The 19,402-nt window shown below is 37.3% G+C and carries 19 protein-coding genes and 2 tRNA genes; 13 read left to right on the top strand and 8 right to left on the bottom strand.

Features of this window, described 5'->3' with window-relative positions; genetic code table 11:
- The gene (locus QWT87_RS21305) at nucleotides 1–150 is read left to right on the top strand and encodes a bacteriocin-like protein (protein ID WP_157967241.1); all 150 of its coding nucleotides are present in this window, start codon (nucleotides 1–3) and stop codon (nucleotides 148–150) included.
- On the opposite strand, the gene menC is transcribed toward QWT87_RS21305, so the two are convergent.
- Both menC and fbp read right to left on the bottom strand, forming a co-directional pair.
- Nucleotides 147–1,151: an o-succinylbenzoate synthase gene (gene menC / locus QWT87_RS19280; RefSeq protein WP_302718144.1), complete on the bottom strand. Its 1,005-nt coding sequence runs from the start codon at nucleotides 1,149–1,151 to the stop codon at nucleotides 147–149. The genes QWT87_RS21305 and menC overlap by 4 nt on opposite strands.
- Nucleotides 1,151–2,167, bottom strand: a complete 1,017-nt coding sequence (gene fbp, locus QWT87_RS19275; RefSeq protein ID WP_076392274.1) for a class 1 fructose-bisphosphatase — start codon at nucleotides 2,165–2,167, stop codon at nucleotides 1,151–1,153. The genes menC and fbp overlap by 1 nt, the downstream gene beginning before the upstream one ends.
- Nucleotides 2,168–2,480: 313 nt before the next feature.
- Between fbp and QWT87_RS19270 the strand changes: the two genes are divergently transcribed.
- The 7 genes from QWT87_RS19270 to QWT87_RS19240 all read left to right on the top strand — a co-directional run bounded on the left by QWT87_RS19270 (nucleotide 2,481) and on the right by QWT87_RS19240 (nucleotide 8,107).
- Nucleotides 2,481–3,719 (top strand): aspartate kinase, encoded by a 1,239-nt coding sequence (locus QWT87_RS19270; protein WP_273079445.1) that lies wholly within the window; start codon nucleotides 2,481–2,483, stop codon nucleotides 3,717–3,719.
- Nucleotides 3,720–3,743: 24 nt separating this feature from the next.
- A complete protein-coding gene (locus QWT87_RS19265; protein WP_116097819.1) occupies nucleotides 3,744–5,585 on the top strand; it encodes a lysophospholipid acyltransferase family protein in 1,842 nt (613 codons plus the stop codon).
- A gap of 98 nt (nucleotides 5,586–5,683) precedes the next feature.
- Nucleotides 5,684–5,756 (top strand) — tRNA-Phe (locus tag QWT87_RS19260).
- Between the two features lie 117 nt (nucleotides 5,757–5,873).
- A tRNA-Phe gene (locus QWT87_RS19255) sits at nucleotides 5,874–5,946 on the top strand.
- A 134-nt stretch (nucleotides 5,947–6,080) separates the two neighbouring features.
- Nucleotides 6,081–7,256 carry a thioredoxin family protein gene (locus QWT87_RS19250; RefSeq protein WP_302718140.1) on the top strand — a complete coding sequence of 392 codons (1,176 nt, stop codon included), beginning with the start codon at nucleotides 6,081–6,083 and terminating at the stop codon, nucleotides 7,254–7,256.
- Between the two features lies 1 nt (nucleotide 7,257).
- Nucleotides 7,258–7,896 carry a DUF3575 domain-containing protein gene (locus QWT87_RS19245; RefSeq protein WP_076392262.1) on the top strand — a complete coding sequence of 213 codons (639 nt, stop codon included), beginning with the start codon at nucleotides 7,258–7,260 and terminating at the stop codon, nucleotides 7,894–7,896.
- 4 nt (nucleotides 7,897–7,900) lie between these two features.
- On the top strand, nucleotides 7,901–8,107 hold the full coding sequence (locus QWT87_RS19240) for a hypothetical protein (RefSeq protein ID WP_076392260.1): 207 nt from the start codon (nucleotides 7,901–7,903) through the stop codon (nucleotides 8,105–8,107).
- Between the two features lie 79 nt (nucleotides 8,108–8,186).
- Here the strand turns inward: QWT87_RS19240 and QWT87_RS19235 are convergent, their stop codons facing one another.
- A complete protein-coding gene (locus QWT87_RS19235; RefSeq protein WP_302718138.1) occupies nucleotides 8,187–9,398 on the bottom strand; it encodes an exo-beta-N-acetylmuramidase NamZ family protein in 1,212 nt (403 codons plus the stop codon).
- Nucleotides 9,399–9,402: 4 nt separating this feature from the next.
- Between QWT87_RS19235 and QWT87_RS19230 the strand changes: the two genes are divergently transcribed.
- Both QWT87_RS19230 and QWT87_RS19225 read left to right on the top strand, forming a co-directional pair.
- Nucleotides 9,403–10,632, top strand: coding sequence for an ABC transporter permease (locus tag QWT87_RS19230; RefSeq protein WP_116097911.1), 1,230 nt, complete (start codon nucleotides 9,403–9,405; stop codon nucleotides 10,630–10,632).
- Nucleotides 10,633–11,169: 537 nt separating this feature from the next.
- Nucleotides 11,170–12,153: a PLP-dependent cysteine synthase family protein gene (locus QWT87_RS19225; protein WP_302718137.1), complete on the top strand. Its 984-nt coding sequence runs from the start codon at nucleotides 11,170–11,172 to the stop codon at nucleotides 12,151–12,153.
- A gap of 57 nt (nucleotides 12,154–12,210) precedes the next feature.
- On the opposite strand, the gene QWT87_RS19220 is transcribed toward QWT87_RS19225, so the two are convergent.
- The 3 genes from QWT87_RS19220 to QWT87_RS19210 all read right to left on the bottom strand — a co-directional run bounded on the left by QWT87_RS19220 (nucleotide 12,211) and on the right by QWT87_RS19210 (nucleotide 14,083).
- Nucleotides 12,211–12,738: a hypothetical protein gene (locus tag QWT87_RS19220; RefSeq protein WP_302718136.1), complete on the bottom strand. Its 528-nt coding sequence runs from the start codon at nucleotides 12,736–12,738 to the stop codon at nucleotides 12,211–12,213.
- A gap of 118 nt (nucleotides 12,739–12,856) precedes the next feature.
- On the bottom strand, nucleotides 12,857–13,159 hold the full coding sequence (locus tag QWT87_RS19215) for a chaperone modulator CbpM (protein WP_273139744.1): 303 nt from the start codon (nucleotides 13,157–13,159) through the stop codon (nucleotides 12,857–12,859).
- Between the two features lie 3 nt (nucleotides 13,160–13,162).
- Nucleotides 13,163–14,083, bottom strand: coding sequence for a J domain-containing protein (locus QWT87_RS19210; RefSeq protein WP_288460751.1), 921 nt, complete (start codon nucleotides 14,081–14,083; stop codon nucleotides 13,163–13,165).
- A gap of 94 nt (nucleotides 14,084–14,177) precedes the next feature.
- Between QWT87_RS19210 and QWT87_RS19205 the strand changes: the two genes are divergently transcribed.
- Both QWT87_RS19205 and QWT87_RS19200 read left to right on the top strand, forming a co-directional pair.
- A complete protein-coding gene (locus tag QWT87_RS19205) occupies nucleotides 14,178–15,377 on the top strand; it encodes a dicarboxylate/amino acid:cation symporter (protein WP_302718132.1) in 1,200 nt (399 codons plus the stop codon).
- Nucleotides 15,378–15,464: 87 nt separating this feature from the next.
- Nucleotides 15,465–15,995, top strand: coding sequence for a hypothetical protein (locus tag QWT87_RS19200; protein WP_116097803.1), 531 nt, complete (start codon nucleotides 15,465–15,467; stop codon nucleotides 15,993–15,995).
- A 2-nt stretch (nucleotides 15,996–15,997) separates the two neighbouring features.
- Here QWT87_RS19200 and QWT87_RS19195 read toward each other — a convergent pair whose 3' ends face one another.
- Together QWT87_RS19195 and QWT87_RS19190 are read right to left on the bottom strand one after the other, a co-directional pair.
- Complete coding sequence (locus tag QWT87_RS19195; RefSeq protein ID WP_273078319.1) at nucleotides 15,998–16,381, bottom strand: DUF779 domain-containing protein; 384 nt, start codon at nucleotides 16,379–16,381, stop codon at nucleotides 15,998–16,000.
- Nucleotides 16,382–16,736: 355 nt separating this feature from the next.
- Nucleotides 16,737–18,266, bottom strand: coding sequence for an aldehyde dehydrogenase family protein (locus tag QWT87_RS19190; protein WP_288460757.1), 1,530 nt, complete (start codon nucleotides 18,264–18,266; stop codon nucleotides 16,737–16,739).
- Between the two features lie 181 nt (nucleotides 18,267–18,447).
- Here QWT87_RS19190 and QWT87_RS19185 point away from each other — a divergent pair, with 181 nt between their 5' ends.
- Nucleotides 18,448–19,371 carry an AraC family transcriptional regulator gene (locus QWT87_RS19185; protein ID WP_302718129.1) on the top strand — a complete coding sequence of 308 codons (924 nt, stop codon included), beginning with the start codon at nucleotides 18,448–18,450 and terminating at the stop codon, nucleotides 19,369–19,371.
- Nucleotides 19,372–19,402: the final 31 nt, after the last annotated feature.

Here is a 19,402-nt window from a genome sequence, read left to right as displayed (position 1 = left end):
ATGAAAAATCTAAAAAAACTTAAGAAGAGTGATTTAAAAACAATCAAAGGAGGTATTGTTCCCATCGGCTGTCTTAACTGGAATCCTAAATTAAGATGCTGCAGAACATGGGATGAAGAACATTACAACAATCCTGTTTGTGAAATCTAATTTTTAAACCACAGTAATTCTCCTTTCAGATCCAGATTTGAATCGAAATTATTAACGAATAAAGCTCCGGTTCCCAGTCCTTGCGGCATCGGGCTTTTTTTTGTAAAAGTATACTGAGCAATCGCATTCAGACCAATATTGCTTTCCAGAGCAGATGTAATCCACCACCCGATATTCATACTTTCCGCGAGAGAAATCCATTCATCAGATCCTGAAAAACCTCCTACTAAAGCGGGTTTTAAAATGATATACTGAGGATTTACGGTTTCTAGTAATTTTCTTTTTTCATTAAAATCTGTAATCCCGATCAGTTCTTCATCCAAAGCAATCGGAGTAGGCGTTTCAAGACATAATTCTGACATATCGTTCCAGTTTCCTGCTTTTATCGGCTGCTCGATGGAATGAATATGTAGATCGGCTAATTGCTGCAAAACGACTTTTGCTTCTTCTTTATTAAAACCTCCGTTCGCATCCACGCGAAGCTCAAGCCTGTCTTTTGAGAACTTCTGTCTCAGTTTCTGAAGAATATCATGCTCGGATTTCCAGTCGACTCCTATTTTGAGCTTGATGCAGTGAAAACCTTTTTCCAGCTTATCCTGAATCTGCTCTTCCATATAATTGATGTCGCCCATCCAGATCAGACCATTAATAACGATCGGAGTCTTCCCTTCTGTAAATTCACTTGGGAAATACAGGTTTTCACCATTTTTTAAATTCAGAACTGCCTGTTCATACCCGAACCAAATGGAAGGAAATTCTTTCAGTTCTTCTTTTAAAAACTCAGTTTCCTGCTGAATATTTTCACAAAGCCATTTTAATTTATCTTCATAATCCGGTCTGTCGTCAAAACTCAATCCTCTGAAAATCGCGCACTCCCCTATTCCTTTTTTTCCATTTTCTGAAATTTTGAGAATAAAGGTCTCTTTTTCAAGCAAAACGCCGCGAGATGTTCCACTCGGGCGTTTGAATTCTAATAAATATCTTGAATATTCTGCTTTCATTATTTTACACTGTCTATTCGCATAAATTCTTCCGCTTTCTCCACCATATCGATACTTCCGCAGAAAAACGGAATTCTCTGATGCAATTCCGTCGGTTCAATTTCAAGAATTCTTCTGAAGCCGTCTGTTGCTTTTCCTCCTGCCTGTTCCGCAAGGAAAGCCATCGGATTACACTCGTACAGCAATCTCAGTTTTCCGTTCGGAGCCTGCGAATACGATGGATAGATGTAAATTCCGCCCTTCAGCATATTTCTGTGAAAATCTGCCACCAACGAACCGATATATCTTGAAGTATATGGTCTGTCTCCTTCTTCCATCTGGCAATATTTAAGATAATTTTTTACGCCCTGAGGAAATTTGATATAGTTTCCTTCGTTAATGGAATAAATTTTTCCTGTTTTTGGGAAAGTCATATTCGGATGAGACAGATAATAGGTTCCCAAAGAAGGATCTAATGTAAATCCGTTCACTCCGTTTCCTGTTGTATACACGATCATTGTGGAAGATCCGTAGATAACATATCCTGCTGCGATCTGGTTAACTCCTTTCTGTAAAAAGTCTTCCAACTGAACCGGAGTTCCGGGCTCTGTAACTCTTCTGTAGATTGAGAAAATGGTTCCAACCGAAACGTTGACATCAATATTTGAAGAACCGTCAAGAGGATCAATCAGCACCACATATTTGCTTAAATGTCCGTTTTCGCCACATTTAATATCGATGAAATCGTCGTTTTCTTCGGAAGCAATTCCACAGACAACCTCTCTCTGAGACAAAGCGGTAATAAAAATTTCATTGGCAATTACATCCAGTTTCTGTTGCTCTTCTCCCTGTACATTCTGGTTTCCTGCAGCGCCTGCGATGTCTACAATTCCTGCTTTATTTACTTCTCTGTTTACAACTTTTGAAGCCAGTCTTATTGCACTCAAGAGACGGGAAAACTCTCCCGTGGAATACTGAAAATCATCCTGTCTATCAATAAGAAATTCTCCTAAAGTCTGTAATGGTTGCTCTGACATATTTTGCTTTTTACGTTTTCTCCAAATTTCGTAAAATTTATTACAATTTAAAAGAATAATTAATAAAAGACCTTAATTACTGTCTATCAATACAATAAACCAATATAAATCTATTTAAAAAAATCTTAAGCTGGATTTAGCATTCCCTTTTTATTGTGGCAATCGGAATAATTTCTGCTTATTGATAATTTTAATAAAATCTTAAGCCTGCAGCGATATTCTGCTCTTTCATATCTCGTTGTAAATGTATAATTTTGTCACCCGTAAAATATTCCCACAAATTTTATCTAACAATTTTATTATTAACAATTTAATGAAAATTTTCAAGTTTGGTGGAGCATCGGTAAAGGATGCCGAAAGTGTAAAAAATGTAGCCATGGTTTTAAAAAGCCAGGGATTTGCCAAATGTCTGCTGGTAATTTCGGCGATGGGCAAAACGACAAATGAGTTGGAAAAGGTTGTAGAACTTTATTTCAAGAAGGATAACTATCAAACTGAAATTGAAAAGATAAAACGAAAACACATTGAGATTGCGGAAGGATTATTTCCTGAAAATCATGCGGTGTTTGCGGAAATCAATTTATTTTTTGACGATATTGATTCTTTTTTAAGAAGAAACAAATCTCCGAACTACGATTTTGTTTATGATCAGGTGGTAAGCTGCGGAGAAATGATTTCTACGAAAATTGTGAGCGAATATTTGAATGAAATTCAGTTTAACAATCAGTGGCTGGATGCAAGAGATTATGTAAAAACCGACAATTCTTACAGAGAAGGTGTGGTAGACTGGGCAAAGACGGAAGAATTTATTTCCAATTTAAATAAAGAAATCTGCTACGTTACGCAGGGATTCATCGGTTCGGATAATAACAATTTTACGGTAACATTAGGAAGAGAAGGCTCTGATTATTCTGCCGCGATTTTTGCATATTGTTTAAATGCAGAAGCTATGACGATCTGGAAAGACGTTCCGGGCGTAATGACGGGAGATCCGAGAAAATTCAAAGATGTAACGTTGCTTTCTAATATTTCTTATGAAGAAGCTATTGAAATGGCGTATTACGGAGCAAGTGTAATTCACCCTAAAACATTACAGCCGCTTCAGCAGAAAAACATTCCTTTTTACGTAAAATCTTTTGTAGATCCTACAAAGGAAGGAACAAAAGTAGGTGCTTCGGAAAAAAACCAAAGCGAAGAATCTTATATTTTAAAGGAAAACCAGACTTTGCTTAAAATCTCCACAAGAGACTTTTCATTTATCGCAGAAGACCATATGAGTCTTATTTTCGGATATTTATCCAAGTACAAAATTAAGGTTTCCCTGATGCAGAATTCTGCAATTTCATTGGCTTTATGTCTTGAAGATAAATTCAATACCGTAGATGAATTAAATGAAGAACTTCAAAAAGTATTTAAAACAGAAGTTATAAAAAATGTATCTTTATTTACCGTAAGAAATGCGAAAATAGAGAACATAGATAAATTTTACCAGGAAAAAAGTGTATTATTGGAGCAGATTGCGAAAAATACGCTTCAAATGGTAACACAATAAAAACTAATTGCGACTAAACACAATATGAGTTTAATTTCGAAAAACGATCTGATAAAGGCTTCCGGCTTAAGTAAAATAGGATTTTTAAAGAATCCTGTAGCATCTGCTGTGATGAGCATTGCTAAAATAAACGAAGTAAATAAATTATACGACAAACTAAAAGACAAGGAAGGCAAAGACTTTTTCGACTCATTTGTAAGAGAGCGCAACTTAAGCTATATCGCCTTTGAGGAAGATCTGGCAAAAATTCCGAAAACAGGACCGTTTATTCTGGTATCCAATCATCCGCTTGGCGCGATTGACGGAATTTTAATGTGCAAAGTTCTTTCTGAAGTGCGTCCGGATTTTAAGGTGATGGGAAATTTCCTTCTGGAAAAGATCAAGCCGATGGAGCCTTACGTAATTGCGGTAAACCCTTTTGAAGGCAGAAAAGAAGCATACAGCAGCTCTTCAGGAATGCGGGAAACGTTAAAGCACCTGCAAAATGGAGGCTGTGTAGGAATTTTCCCTGCAGGAGAAGTTTCCAATAAGAACAATCCTTACGGTGAAATTCTGGATAAAGAATGGGAAAAACCGGCATTAAAGCTCATCAGAATGGCAAAAGTGCCGGTCGTTCCTATGTATTTTCATGCAAAAAACAGCAGGATATTTTATCAGGTAGCCAAAATTCATCCTAATTTGCAGACCTTGATGCTTCCGGCAGAAATGATGAACGACAGGGAAAAACCGATCAGAATAAGAATCGGAAAACCTATTACCGTTAAGGCGATGGATGATATGGAAACCATCGAAGAACTGGGAGAATTTCTGAAACGTAAGGTGTATATGATGAAATCTTACTACGAAAAGAGAAAATCTTTGGCGCAGAGTATCAATCTTAAAAATCTTTCGGTAAAATTCCCTTTACTAAGAGAAGAAAATATCGTTCAGAATATCATCGACGAAACTCCGAAAGAAGATATTTTAAAAGACATTAATAAACTGAAAGGCACAGATAAGATGTTTTTCAGCAACGGAAATTACGAAGTTTATTTTACCACTTACGAAGAAATCCCTTCTATTATGCGGGAAATCGGAAGACAGCGTGAGCTTACCTTCCGTGCAGTGGGTGAAGGAAGTAATCTGCCGTTCGACCTTGATGAATACGACAAACATTATCATCATCTTTTTCTTTGGGACAGTGCCGCTGAAAAACTTGTAGGAGCTTACAGAATGGCTTTGGGTAAAGAAGTGATGAAGAAATCCGGCATCAAAGGTTTTTACACCAGTTCTTTATTTGAATTCGAGCAGGACATTCATCCTTTTTTCAAAAAAGTGATTGAAATGGGTCGTGCATACATCTGTCAGGAATACCAGCAGAAGCCGCTTCCGCTTTTTCTCTTATGGAGAGGAATTGTGCATGTCTGCTTACGAAATCCGGATCATAAATTTTTGATGGGAGGTGTAAGTATTTCCAATAAATTTTCAGAATTTTCCAAATCTCTGATGATCGAGTTTATGCGTTCGAATTATTATGATTCTGCAGTTGCACAGTATATTACTCCAAGAAATGAATACAAAGTAAAGCTTCGCGACAGGGACAAGCATCTGTTTTTTGAAGAAATGGAATCTGATCTGAACAAGCTGGATAAAATCATCGATGATCTGGAACCTGAGCTGAGACTTCCTGTTTTAATTAAAAAATATATCAAGCAAAACGCGAAAGTTATCGCATTTAATGTAGATCCCAACTTCAATGATGCGATCGACGGACTGATGTATATCCGAATAAGTGATCTTCCGGAAAGCACGATTAAGCCAGTATTAGAGGAAATGAGCGAACAGATAAGACGCGAACAGGAAAATAATTCGGTTGAAAATCAGTAGGTTTTTAAGTTTTGTTAAAAAAAGTCTTGTTAATACTTGCTTCATATACTAAAACTTACTACTTTTGCATCACTTTAAAACAACGAAGTAACAAGAATGGTTTCTTAGCTCAGTTGGTAGAGCAATGGATTGAAAATCCATGTGTCCCTGGTTCGATTCCTGGAGAAACCACTTAAAAAAACCACCTGTAAAAAGGTGGTTTTATTTTCAAAGTTTTAAATAAAATTTGCCAAGGTTAATAATTATTATTACTTTTGCACCACTTCAAAAAAGAAGCAAAAATTAAATGGTTTCTTAGCTCAGTTGGTAGAGCAATGGATTGAAAATCCATGTGTCCCTGGTTCGATTCCTGGAGAAACCACTTAAAGTCATCTCATTTGGGATGACTTTTTTGTTTTTTATTTCATATTGTTAAATCGTAGTTAATCCCATCACAATAGCATCTCCTTTACGTTGAAATTAAGTATCTTCGCTTTTTTAAATTTTATTTGAAAAATGAAGAAGATTATCTCCGGTTTATTGTTATTTTCCGCCATTACGGCATTTGCTCAGGAAGCCATTAAATTTGAAGAACTGCCTTTTAAAGACCTTATTGCAAAGGCAAAAAAAGAAAAAAAGATTGTCTTTCTGGATGCCTATGCTTCATGGTGCGGTCCGTGCAAAATGATGGAAAGAAATGTTTTTACGCAGAAATCGGTCGGAGATTATTTCAATGCAAATTTTGTGAACGCAAGATTTGATATGGAAAAAGGAGAAGGAAGAGATATTGCGGTAAAATACGGAGTACGCTCCTATCCTACTTATCTTTTTCTGAATGGTGACGGAGAGCTTGTTTCCCAGAATTTCGGCTACATGGAAGAAAGTATGTTTCTGACGATGGCGCAGGATGTAAATTCTCCTAACAACAAAAAAGGTTCGCTGAAAGAACGTTTTGCGAAAGGTGAAAAAGATCCCGATTTTCTGATCAATATTATGAAACTCAATTCTTCTTCGGATTTTAATTTTGCCAAACAGGCATCTGAAAGGTATTTTGAAAATAAAAAAGCCACTGAAGAATTTTCAAAAGACGACGTTGGTCTGTTGCTATTTTTCTTAAAATCTACTGAAGACAAAAATTACAAAGTTTTTACAGACCGAAAAGCTGAAATCATCAAATTTTTACCGGAAGAAACGTATAAAGAATTTGACAATCAGATCAAGCTTGGCAAAATTGTGGAGCAGTCTATCGATCAGCAGAATAAAAAAATCAATGATGATTACTTCATGAAAAATGCAGAACCTCTTGTAGGAAAGTATGATGCGGAAGTGAAACTCAACCAGATGAAACTTGGCTATTATGAGCAAAATTCGAATTTTCCGGAATACGAGAAAGCAGCTTTAGCCTATTACAGAAATTCAGAAGCGTTTGAACCTAATGAATTATTAAAAGCAGCATGGGTATTTGCGGAACATGTAAAAACCCCATCATCTCTGAAAAAAGCTGCCGAGTGGGCTGAAAAATCTGTGATGAGAGGCGAAAGTTCCGAAAACACATATATTCTTGCGAAACTTTATTTTCTAACCGGAAATAAAGAAATGGCAAAAACATACGCAGAAATGTCTAAAAATATGGCAACACAGGCTCAGAAAGATTCTACTTTAGCCGATGAGCTACTAAAACAAATAAAATAAAATGCTTAAAATAAGATTGATTGCAGGGATTTTAACCGTGTTTTTTTTAGGAACACTCAATGCACAGGAACAGGAACCACAACAGACTTCTGAAAAAAGTGTATACCTTAAAGGAAATGCTTTGCTAATACCTGTAGGAGTTATAAATGTAGGATTAGAGCATCAGTTAAATAAAAAATTCACGGTACAGGGCGATGTTTTAATTTCTCCGTGGAAATCTTTTGCCGGACACGAATTGCAGTATTACTCCGTTTCGCTGGAAGGAAGATATTATTTTGATGAAGCTTTTAAACATTGGTATATCGGAGGAAATATTGCAGGTTCCCGCTTTATTGCCCAAAAGTGGAATTACTGGAGTGACGGAACTTTTGTTGATGAAAAAAATGGAAATGTCTACCAATATTCTGATGTCTACCAAAAAGGATATTCCATCATAGTTGGAATTACAGGAGGCTATCAGTTTAAACTTGCTGAAAACTGGAACATGGATATTTATGCAGGAATCGGAACTTCTCAGGATTTTTACAAAGGCTATGTACGCTCGACGGGAGCTCGTTATGACGTAGCGGAAGGCTTTAACAAAAGCGGGGAAATTCTTCCTTACAGAGGCGGTGTCATGATTTCTTATAAACTAAAATAAAACAATGAAACTATTCGGTAAAAACCATATTATTATCTGCATCATCACTTTCGGGATTCTTTTTCTGATGAACTATCTTGGAAACGATCAGGCAGATAAGCTGGAAAGAGCTTTAATGATTGCGGCAGCGGGCGTTATCGGTCTGTCAATCGGTCTTGTGATCATGAATAAAGGAAAAGACGACAAAACTCCGCCGCAGAATTTTGATTAAAAAATTTTAATTGTCAATTGTCAATTTAGATTCACAAATAAAATGAATTCACTATTGACAATTGACAATTCATATTTCATCAGTTTTCGTAAACAACATATTTCTTTCTGATTTTCTCGAATTTTTCCAAATCTGATTTCCAGGATGCTTTGATTTCCGAAGCTGATTTTCCGGCAACAATCTGTTTTCTCAGCTCATCGGTTCCGGCTAAAGTATCAAACCATAAATTGCTTCCTGTGGTTGGTTTCAGGAAAAAGTCCAGATCAGGATTTTTATAGTTTTTATACGCTTTTATTACCCAGTCCAGATTCAGTTCTCTTAAGTCTTTTCTATAATCTGAAAGGTTTTCGCCGTAGCACAATTTTCCGTTTAAAAAAGGATCTTTTGCTCCTGCACTTGGCTTCGGAGTAAACTGATAAGGAAGATTTTTTGTCCATGGAGATCCGTAGATCTGGAACGGTAAATCTGTTCCTCTTCCCACGGAAACCTGCGTTCCTTCAAAAAAGCATAAACTTGGATATAAATTGATGGCTTTATCGTTGGGTAAATTTGGAGACGGCTTATCTGAAATCTGGTAACGCAACATTTTATGATAATTTTTCATCGGAATCAAGGTGTATTTTGCCTGAACTCCGTTTTTCAGCCATTTTTCTCCGTTCACCATTTTTCCGTACTCTCCTATTGTCAATCCGTATACTACCGGAACTTCATGCATTCCTACAAAACTTGTCCATTTTTTCTTTAAAACAGGACCATCTGTGTAGCCGTCATGCGGATTGGGTCTGTCCAGAACAATCACTTCAATATTATTTTCAGCGGCTGCTTCCATAAGATAGGTCAGTGTTGAAATATAAGTGTAAAATCTCACTCCAACATCCTGAATATCAAACACCAGAACATCCATTTCTTTCAGTTGTTCCGGAGTCGGTTTTTTATTTTTACCATATAATGATACGATGGGAATTCCGGTTTTTACGTCTACTCCATTTTTTACTTTTTCTCCTGCATCTGCATCTCCTCTGAAACCATGTTCCGGTGCGAAGATGGATCTTATTCTGATTCCGTTTTTTACCAAAAAATCTACAACGTGCGTTTTATCGCTCATCAGTCCGGTCTGGTTCGTTACCAATCCTACAATTTTTCCTTTCAGCAAAGGCAAATAGAGCTCCGGCTGATCTGCTCCCGTTTTAAAATCTTTTTTATCTTGAGCTTGAGAATAATATTGATTGAATACTCCTAAAAAAATTAGGCAAATAAGAAGTAAATTTTTAATTTTGAAATCTAAATTCATAAGTTTGAAATTTCCTTTATATTTCTCGAAAAAAATAGCGTTTTCCAAAGATAACAAAAATAACCTTTCGAGGGTTATCATCTTCATCGGCAGACTTTCTGTGGCATTGGGAATTATTGTTTCTCTCATTACGGTTTCCACCGGATTCGGCTCGAAGAAAGCGATTAAGGAAAGACTTGCAGATTTCAGCGGACACGTTACCGTAAGATCTACGAGATCAAACTCTTCCTACAACACTTCCGTTCTTGATAATCAGGGACTTAATATCAAGAAAATAAAAGAACTTCCGGATGTGGAAAGTGTGCAGAAATATGCTACGGTAACGGGAATTATGCGGAACGAGCACAATTTTGCAGGGATTATTTTCAAAGGAATCGGAAAAGATTTTGACAGTGTAAGGTTCAAAAAATTTCTGGTTGCCGGAACTTCTCCGAAAGTTACGGAAGTTGGCTATTACAACGGAGTTACTATTTCCCAGAAGATTGCCAATGATCTTCATCTGAAAGTGAAGGACAGCATTGTAACGGTATTTTCAAAGGCAGATCAAAAGCCTATTTACAGAAAATTTGAAGTAGTCGGAATTTATAAAACGGATATTAAAATGATCGATGATCAGTTTGTGTTGGGAGGAATTAATCATGTAAGAAAAATTCAGGATATGAAGCCTGATGAAATGGGCGGACTGGATATTTTCTTTAAAAATGTAAATGATATCGACAGCGATTTTCCTGAAATTGAGAAACTCATCGGTTATAAAAATTATGCTGAAAAAGCCACTGAAAAATATCCTCAGATTACGGACTGGATCAGTATTTTCGACACCAATATCGCTCTGATTATCATCATCATGCTGATTGTTGTAGTCATTAATATCATCATGGTTCTTCTGATCCTGATTATTGAAAGAACAAATTCTATCGGTCTTTTAAAGACTTTGGGAGCAAGCAATTCACAGATCAGAGCCACTTTTATCAATTATACTTTAATTATTATGATTCCGGGATTGCTGTACGGAAATGCGATTGGTCTCGGACTGCTTTTGATTCAGAAAGTTTTTGGAGTGATTACCTTAAATCCGGAAAATTATTACGTTAGTACGGTTCCGGTAGATCTTAACCCGATTGCCATTATTTCCATTTCTGCCGGAATTCTGATTATCTCCGGACTGGCTTTAATAATTCCGAGTTATCTGATCAGTAAGATTTCTCCGGTGAAGGCGATTAAGTATAATTGATATTAATTATTCGACGGAATTTGTCATTGCGAGCGAAGCGAAGCAATCTCAGATTTGTAAAATTATATTCACTTTTCTACAATTTGAACATTAAGTTTTATTAAGGGTTTAAGAATATTAAGTATAACTTCGTTTTGAGTTGAGATTGCTTCGTCACTACGTTCCTCGCAATGACAAATGTTCTGATAATGGCAAAATCCTAGCCCCGATAGAAACGACATCCTTTTTTGTTGCGGCTGGAGCATAAACTGGAGGTTTACAAACGTAGTTCAGGAAGCCGTAACAAAAAAGATACAGTGGATAGCGGGAATAAGCTCCTTATTGAGTTGGAGAGTATGAGAGTTGGAGAGAGTGAGATTTGGAGAGGGTGAGCGTAAGAAGGTAAATAGAGTGAGGGTTTTGAGATTTTTTAGAGTTTGGGTTTGGATTGGAAAGGTTGGTTTTGAAGGGTTGAAATTGAGAAAACAGTATTAATTATTCATTTTTAATTATTAATTATCTGAAAGCCGTATCTTTGCAACGCTTTAAAAGACATTTATGAAATACGCAAACAACATCCTCGAAACCATCGGAAATACGCCTCTTGTAAAACTTAATAAAGTTTTGGGTGAAGATTTTCCGGCACTGGTTTTGGCAAAGGTGGAAACTTTCAATCCGGGGAACTCTGTGAAAGACAGAATGGCTCTGAAAATGATTGAAGATGCTGAAAAAGATGGAAGATTAAAACCCGGAGGAACGATTATCGAAGGAACATCCGGAAATACAGGAATGGGACTGGCTCTTGCCGCGATCATCAAAGGATACAAATGTATTTTTGTAACCAACTCTAAACAGTCTAAAGAAAAATGTGATATTCTTCGTGCTGTAGGAGCAGAAGTTATCGTCTGTCCGACAGATGTAAAACCTACCGATCCGCGTTCTTACTATTCTGTTTCCAAAAGACTGGCTAAAGAAACGGAAAACGGATGGTACGTAAACCAATACGACAATTTATCCAACAGAGCTGCTCATTACGAGTCTACGGCGCCTGAAATCTGGGAACAGACAGAAGGAAAACTAACGCACTTCGTTGTCGGAGCCGGAACTGGAGGTACGATTACAGGCTGCGGAACATTTTTTAAGGAGAAAAATTCTGACATTAAGGTAATCGGAGTAGATACGTACGGCTCGATTTTAAAAGAGATTCACGAAACGGGAGAAATCAACTTAGGAAATGCTTATACCTACATTACAGAGGGAATTGGTGAAGATATTCTTCCTGAAAACTACGATATGTTGGTAATCGATCATTTTGAAAAAGTAACGGATAAGGACGGAGCGGTGTATGCAAGAAAACTGGCTAAAGAAGAGGGGATTTTCTGCGGATATTCTGCGGGAAGTGCAATTTCTGCTTTGGTACAGATGAAAGATCAGTTTACGAAAGACGATGTGATTGTGGTTCTTCTTCACGATCATGGTTCAAGATACGTCGGAAAAATTTACAACGACGACTGGATGAAGGAAATGGGCTGGCTGGATTAATCAGCTTTTCATGATAAAATAAAACTCAGAGCAAAGCACTCTGAGTTTTTTGTTGTTTTATTCTGAAATATTTTTCTTTAAAACCTGCTTCAGAAAGCTGTATTCCTTTTCGCTCATTGATTTTCTGGGAAACATATAGCTGTATTTTCCTTCAACGGTAATGAATTCATTATTGCTGTCAAAATAAGTGAAATCTTTCCATTCGCTGGTTTCTTTTTCGCCATCGATATTTACGGTAAAGAAATTTTCATCAAACCGGATTTCGTAGATTTTGCAGCTTTCAAGCTTATTTAAGTAATTATTCACCTGCTTTTTCCATCTCGAAACTTTGTTGATGCTCACAGAAAGAAAAACCGCACACAGCAAAAACAAAAAACTTACAAAATATAAAATTCCCGCTTTTTCTTTAGTAAAATCATTTCTGAAAACAAAAACGATCAGTAAAATAACAGCAATCACAATCGTTGTAATCGTTTTTCCTCTGGTAGTCGATGAAAAAAACAAACTTCCCTGATTTCCGCTGAAATATATTTCTTCGAAGTCTTTTCTTTTAGGCTTTAAAACAATACTTTTCTCTTCATTCATAAACAGTAATTTCTGATGCAAAGCTAAATGAAAAATTTAATTAAATGATGATCTCTTCATTGATCTATTGTTTTTTCACAACTCCAATCATCAATCATGATCCTTCAACTATCAACTATCAACTATCAACAAAATTACCATCGATTGCCGAAAGTTTATTCATCAGTTCACGGTTCCTCTGTCTCAGATCATCCATTTTTTTCAGCATTTCATGGATCACTTCCAAACCCGGAAGATTGATTTCCAGATCATAATGCCAGTTGGTAAACCTCTCAAACGTGGGCAAATCTTCATACATCACATAACGGATTTCGTTTTCTGTATGAATATTGAGCAATCCGGAATTCACCAGTTCATCAAAAAAAGTAATTTCTACATTGTATATTTTTACGAGTTCTTCCCTCGATATTCTTTCACTCATGGCTTAGGAATTTTTAAGTTGTTCAAAAAGTTCTTTCTGCTTTTCAGTTAAATTTGTCGGTAATTTCACTTCATACGTCACGAAAAGATCACCAAATTCTCCCTCCTTCTTGTACACCGGAAAACCTTTTCCTTTCAGTCTCACCGTTGTTCCGTTCTGTGTTTCAGGTTTTACTTTCAGATTTACACTTCCGTCGAGAGTATTTACTTTTACGTCACCGCCTAAAACTGCAGTGTAAAGATCAATCGAAACTTTAGATTTCAGATCATTGCCGGCTCTTTCAAAATTCGGATCAGGAGTAATATTGAAAGTAATGTATAAATCTCCATTCGGTCCGCCATTGAAACCGGGATTTCCGTGACCTTTTAATTTAATCTGCTGACCGTCATACACTCCTGCCGGAATGGTAATTCTTACTTTTTTGCCATTGATATCAAAAGTCTGAGGATGTGTTGTTGCAGCATCTTTCAAGGTTAAAGTTAATTCTGCCTGAATATCCTGTCCTTTAAATTTTCCCGACGCACTTCCCCTTGAATTCCTTCCGAAACCTCCTCCTGCTCCGCCAAACATACTCTGGAAAAAATCTGAAAAATCTTCCCCGTCGCCGAAATCCGCTTCCGAAAATCCTCCTCCGAAGTTTCCTCCCTGATTTTGATACTGTCTTTGCTGCTGTTGCTGGGCTTTTTCATATTCTTCGCCATGCTTCCAGTGTTCTCCGTATTTATCGTACTTTGCACGGTTTTCGGGATTGCTCAGAACTTCATTGGCTTCATTCAGCTCTTTGAATTGTCTTTCGGCTTCCTTGTCATCAGGATTAAGATCGGGATGTAATTTTCTTGCGAGTTTACGATATGCCTTTTTGATATCTTCCTGCGTTGCGTTCTTGTCTACGCCTAAAATTTTATAGTAATCTATATAAGCCATAGAAACGATGTTTACTCAAATTTAAGGATTTTATGGCTGAATTTTATATAACGGAATGTTAAAAATTAAGCTATCTTTGGTTAAAAAGCAACGCATGAAAGAAGTGTTGAAAAACTACTCCGGAATTTTACTTTTACTGTTGGGAATCTCTGTCGGAAGCATCATCGGAATTGCGGCTCCCGATATTGTGGATTATATAAAACCTTTGGGAGATATCTTCCTGAACCTGCTGTTTGTAAGTGTAGTTCCGCTGGTTTTCTTTGCCGTTTCCAATTCTATTGCTTCGTTAGAGCAGCAGTCTAAGTTCGGAAAGATAATGGTTACCATGGCTTTTACCTTTCTGTTTTTTATTTTAACCGCCGCAATTTTTACGATTTGCGCCGTTTATCTTTTTCCGGTTTCCGGAGTTTCAGGAAGCTCGGAAATCGTGGAGGAAGCCACGAGCAATGACAGTTGGGGAAACAGAATCGTAGGATTTTTTACGGTAGGAGAATTTACGCAGCTTTTTTCAAGACAAAATATGCTGGCTCTTTTAATTTTTGCTTTCATGACGGGATTTTCCGCCAGAAAAGCGGGAGAAAAAGGACAGGCTTTCCGCTCATTTATCGCTTCGGGTTATGAAGTGATGAAGGAACTGCTTCTGTTGATTATGAAAGTTGCCCCGATTGGTTTGGGCGCTTATTTTGCGTATCAGGTGGCGACTTTGGGACCTCAGCTTTTCGGATTTTATGCGAAACCTTTAGGGTTGTATTATATTGCAGGAGTGGTCTATTTTCTGGTCTTCTTTTCACTCTATGCGTTTATGGCAAAAGGACAGAACGGGGTTAAAAGTTTCTGGACGAATGCTATTTTCCCCACTTTAACCGCTTTGAGTACCTGCAGCAGCTTCGCCACGATGCCTGCCAATTTACTCGCAGCTTCAAAAATCGGAATTCCGAGCCAGATTTCAAATATTGTGATCCCGATTGGGACAACCTTACATAAAAACGGTTCTTCCATGTCGTCGATCATTAAGATTTATGTGGCATTTTTAATCATCGGAAGAGATTTTTTTGATCCCATGAATCTTCTTTTAGCTTTAGGAATTACTGTTTTTGTAAGCATTGTTGCGGGAGGAATTCCGAACGGCGGATATATTGGAGAAATGCTGATGATTTCAGTTTACAAATTACCACAGGAAGCAATTCCGGCAGTGATGATTATCGGAACGCTGGTTGATCCTTTGGCAACGGTTTTAAATGCGGTCGGACAATTGGTAGCTTCTATGTTTGTGAGTAGGTTTGTGAAAGTTTGATTTTTTTATCTAAACACAAATTGCACGAATGTTTTTTCGCGAATTGCACGAATATTTTCTAAATAATTTTATTGTATTGATTCTTATATGAATTCTTTTTACAAGAGTATTGGTCTTTATGAAAGTCTGAATTTTGACATTGAGATGAAGCAATCTGAGCTGATAGAAAGCCTGAGAAAGATTACTTATAAAACAAATCCCTCTTTTATTTCTTTAATTCCGGATTATGGAATTCCTACAAGATTTGAATACCGCGGAATGGTGAACCAGAAAAATTTTACCATTAAAAGAAGACGGCATTTTTTCGACTTTAATATTATGCACTGTATCATAAAAGGAAGTATTTTGGAACAAAACAACAAAACATTGCTTACGATAGAATTTATACCCTTTCTTTATCATTTTATGATCATGGTTGTCTCAATTGTTTTTGCGCTATGTATTGCTTTTCTAGCCAGTAAAGACGAAAAGAATTATTTTATTCTTGCTGTGCCGTTTCTTATGACGATTGTACAGTATTTCGTCCTGAAAGGAAGCATCCAAAGAGACAAATATGACTTTTTAAGAGAACTGAATTTTATCGCACAGAAAAATAATATCTTTAAAAATACAAAGTAATACTATTCACTGCGTTTCACCTGTTCTAAATTCTCCAGTTCTTCCGGCGTGAAAAGTCTGTAAATGACTTTGAATGTTTTTCCCAGAGGCGTTTCTAAAGAGAATCCGCCCGGTCCGAAACCATCGACAACATCGAGTGTAAAATGTGAATATTTCCAGTATTCGAAGAGATCACGATCGATCCAGAATTCATGATTGTTAATCGTACCAATCATCGCGTCATTCATTCTCGGATAAAATCCTCCTTTTTCAAAACACTGCGGCTGCGTTCCTTCACAGCATCCTCCTGCCTGATAAAACATCAGGTCACCATATTTTTTTTCCAATTCCCAAATGACTTCCAAAGCTTTTTCGGTTGCTGAAAGTCTTGCTATTTTTGTTTGCATTTTTCTTTATTTTTATTGAATTAATGGTCTACGAACACAGTTCAGAAGTGAAGTAAAAAATCTTTATAAATAAGGTTTAGATTCTTCCTTCGTTATTATCTTTCTTACATAAAGTTAAAAGTTTCGGCGAAATTTCATTTCGCCGAAACCTGAAATCTTTAATTTAAATTTCTCAACTCACCCGAAAATTCCGGATCAGGACGAATGGTTGTTCGCGTGAGGGATAGGAAGGGCGGCGAGGAACGAGCCGGTGCGGAGTGAAACGGAGCACCGAAACGAAGTGGAGCCCTGAATAGCCCGACCGTTTTTCCCCGTTGCCGAGACGGGGAAAACGGGCACGCCCTAATATTTAAGATTAAAAGAAACCTAGTTTGTTTTTGTTGTAGGAAATCAGCATATTTTTGGTCTGACGGTAATGATCCAACATCATTTTGTGGTTTTCGCGACCGATTCCCGACTGTTTGTATCCTCCGAAAGGTGCTCCTGCAGGATATGCATGATACTGGTTTACCCAAACTCTTCCTGCTTCAATATGACGCGGAATGTTATAAAGCTGATGCGCATCTCTTGTCCATACTCCCGCTCCAAGACCGTAAATGGTGTCGTTTGCGATTTTTAATGCTTCTTCTTCGTCTTTGAAGGTGGTGAATGCCAGAACAGGTCCGAAAATTTCTTCCTGGAAGATTCTCATTCTGTTGTTTCCTTTGAAAATGGTCGGCTGAATATAATATCCGTTTTCCAGACCTTCTCCGACATGATTTACATCGCCTCCAACAAGCACTTCTGCACCTTCTTCTTTTCCTAATTTGATGTAGGAAAGGATTTTATCTTTCTGGATCTGTGAAGCCTGCGCTCCCATCATTACGGTTTTGTCTAAAGGGTTTCCGACTTTGATGGCTTTTACTCTTTCGATCACTTTGGCGATGAAAGCATCTGCAATGTCTTCCTGAACCAGTAATCTTGAAGGACAGGTACAGATTTCACCCTGATTCAAAGCAAAAAGAACTGCTCCTTCGATGGCTTTATCTAAAAATTCGTCGTCTGCATCCATTACCGAATTGAAGAAAACGTTTGGAGACTTTCCTCCTAATTCTAACGTTACCGGGATGATATTTTCTGTTGCGTACTGCATAACCAGTCTACCGGTTGCTGTAGAACCTGTAAAGGCTGCTTTTGCTACTTTCGGATTGGTTACCAAAGCCCTTCCCAATTCTGCTCCGAAACCGTTCACAATGTTTACCACTCCTGCCGGAAGCAAATCGCCGATGAGTTCCATAAGAACCATGATGGAAATAGGAGTACTTTCTGCAGGTTTTAAAACGACGCAGTTTCCTGCTGCCAAAGCCGGAGCTAATTTCCAGACTGCCATTAAGATCGGGAAGTTCCACGGAATGATCTGTGCGATTACTCCAAGCGGTTCGTGAACGATTAATGAAACGGTATCTTTATCCAGTTCGTTGTGAGAACCTTCTTCCGCTCTGATAACGGACGCAAAATATCTGAAATGATCAATCGCCAAAGGAATATCTGCTGCCAAAGTTTCTCTTACCGCTTTTCCGTTATCAATAGTTTCAACGGTTGCGATGTATTCTAAGTTCTGCTCGATCCTGTCGGCAATTTTGTTTAAAATGATGCTTCTTTCTGTGGAAGAAGTGTTTTTCCATGTCTGGAATGCTTTTTCGGCTGCATTTACCGCCAATTCAAGGTCTTCTTTGGATGAATGTGCTGCCTGTGTGAAATTTTTACCGTCAATGGGAGAAACTACATCGAAGTACTGTCCGTTGACCGGAGCTGTAAATTGCCCGTTGATGTAGTTGTCATATCTTTTTTTGAATTCAGGCCATTGCAATAGTGTGCCTGATTGTTGTTGTGTTGTAGTGCTCATATTCGTACAATTTTAATTTTTATCTATTGCCAAATTACATTTCCTTCAATGATTCTGATAGCACAATCGTACAAAAAAACTTCAAAATCGTACAGACAGAAAATTTTATTATTTCATTAACAGTATTGTAAGCCGATTATTTTCTATATTTGAGTAAACAGGCTATTAAAAATGTTTAGAAATGAACAATAACAAGATTTTATTAGAAACTCCTGAATTGAAAAGGGAAAACCAGCTTATGCACTTGGTTGAAAATCAGACAAAATTCAATCTAAACAATTGCGAATTCAGTATCTATGAAACGCATAAGGCTGCTTTCGATGTAAAACTGCATTTTGAAACGATTGCATTCACGGCAATGCTTCGCGGGAAAAAGCACATGAAAATAGATCATAAAACGGGCTATTTCGATTATTTTCCGGGAGAAAGTGTTCTGGTTTCGCCGGGAGAAACAATGGTGATCGATTTTCCTGAATCGGATGAAACGCCTACCCAGTGTATTTCTCTTAGCCTGAATCCTGAATTCATAGAGAGTTCTCTCAATCACCTCAACTATCATCTTCCAAAGGTGGATGAAACTTCGCGCTGGAATATTGAACTGGATGAATATTTTCTGTTTAATAATCAGTCTCTGGCTTCAGCTACGAATAATATCATGAGAATTGCGATGGACGACAATTCGCAGAAAGATATTATGGCAGATTTTGCTTTGAAGGAACTTCTGATCCGCCTGATGCAGACGCAAGCAAGAAGCATGGTGGAGAAAAATATTGTTAAAAACAAATCCAGAATTGGTTTTGTGGTAGATTATATTAAGAAAAATCTTCATCAGAAATTATCAATAGACAGCATTGCAAAAATGGCATATGTGAGTAAATCCAATTTCTTTAAAATGTTTAAAGACGAACTGGGAACTTCTCCGAATGAGTTTATTTTGCAGGAAAGAATCAATCGGGCAAAAGAACTTTTGGCGAACCAGAACAGTATTAAAGAAACGGCTTATCAGACAGGGTTTTCGGATGCGAATTATTTTACGAGAGTATTTAAGCAATTAGTGGGAGTAACGCCGAAAAGTTATCAGGATAAAGTTTTGTTCCTTGAATAAAAAAAACACCTCGAATTGAGATGCTTTTAAT

This window comes from Chryseobacterium urinae (assembly GCF_030518295.1).
In the GTDB taxonomy this organism is placed as follows: Bacteria; Bacteroidota; Bacteroidia; order Flavobacteriales; family Weeksellaceae; genus Chryseobacterium; species Chryseobacterium mucoviscidosis.
This window is presented reverse-complemented; position numbering and strand designations above follow the sequence as displayed.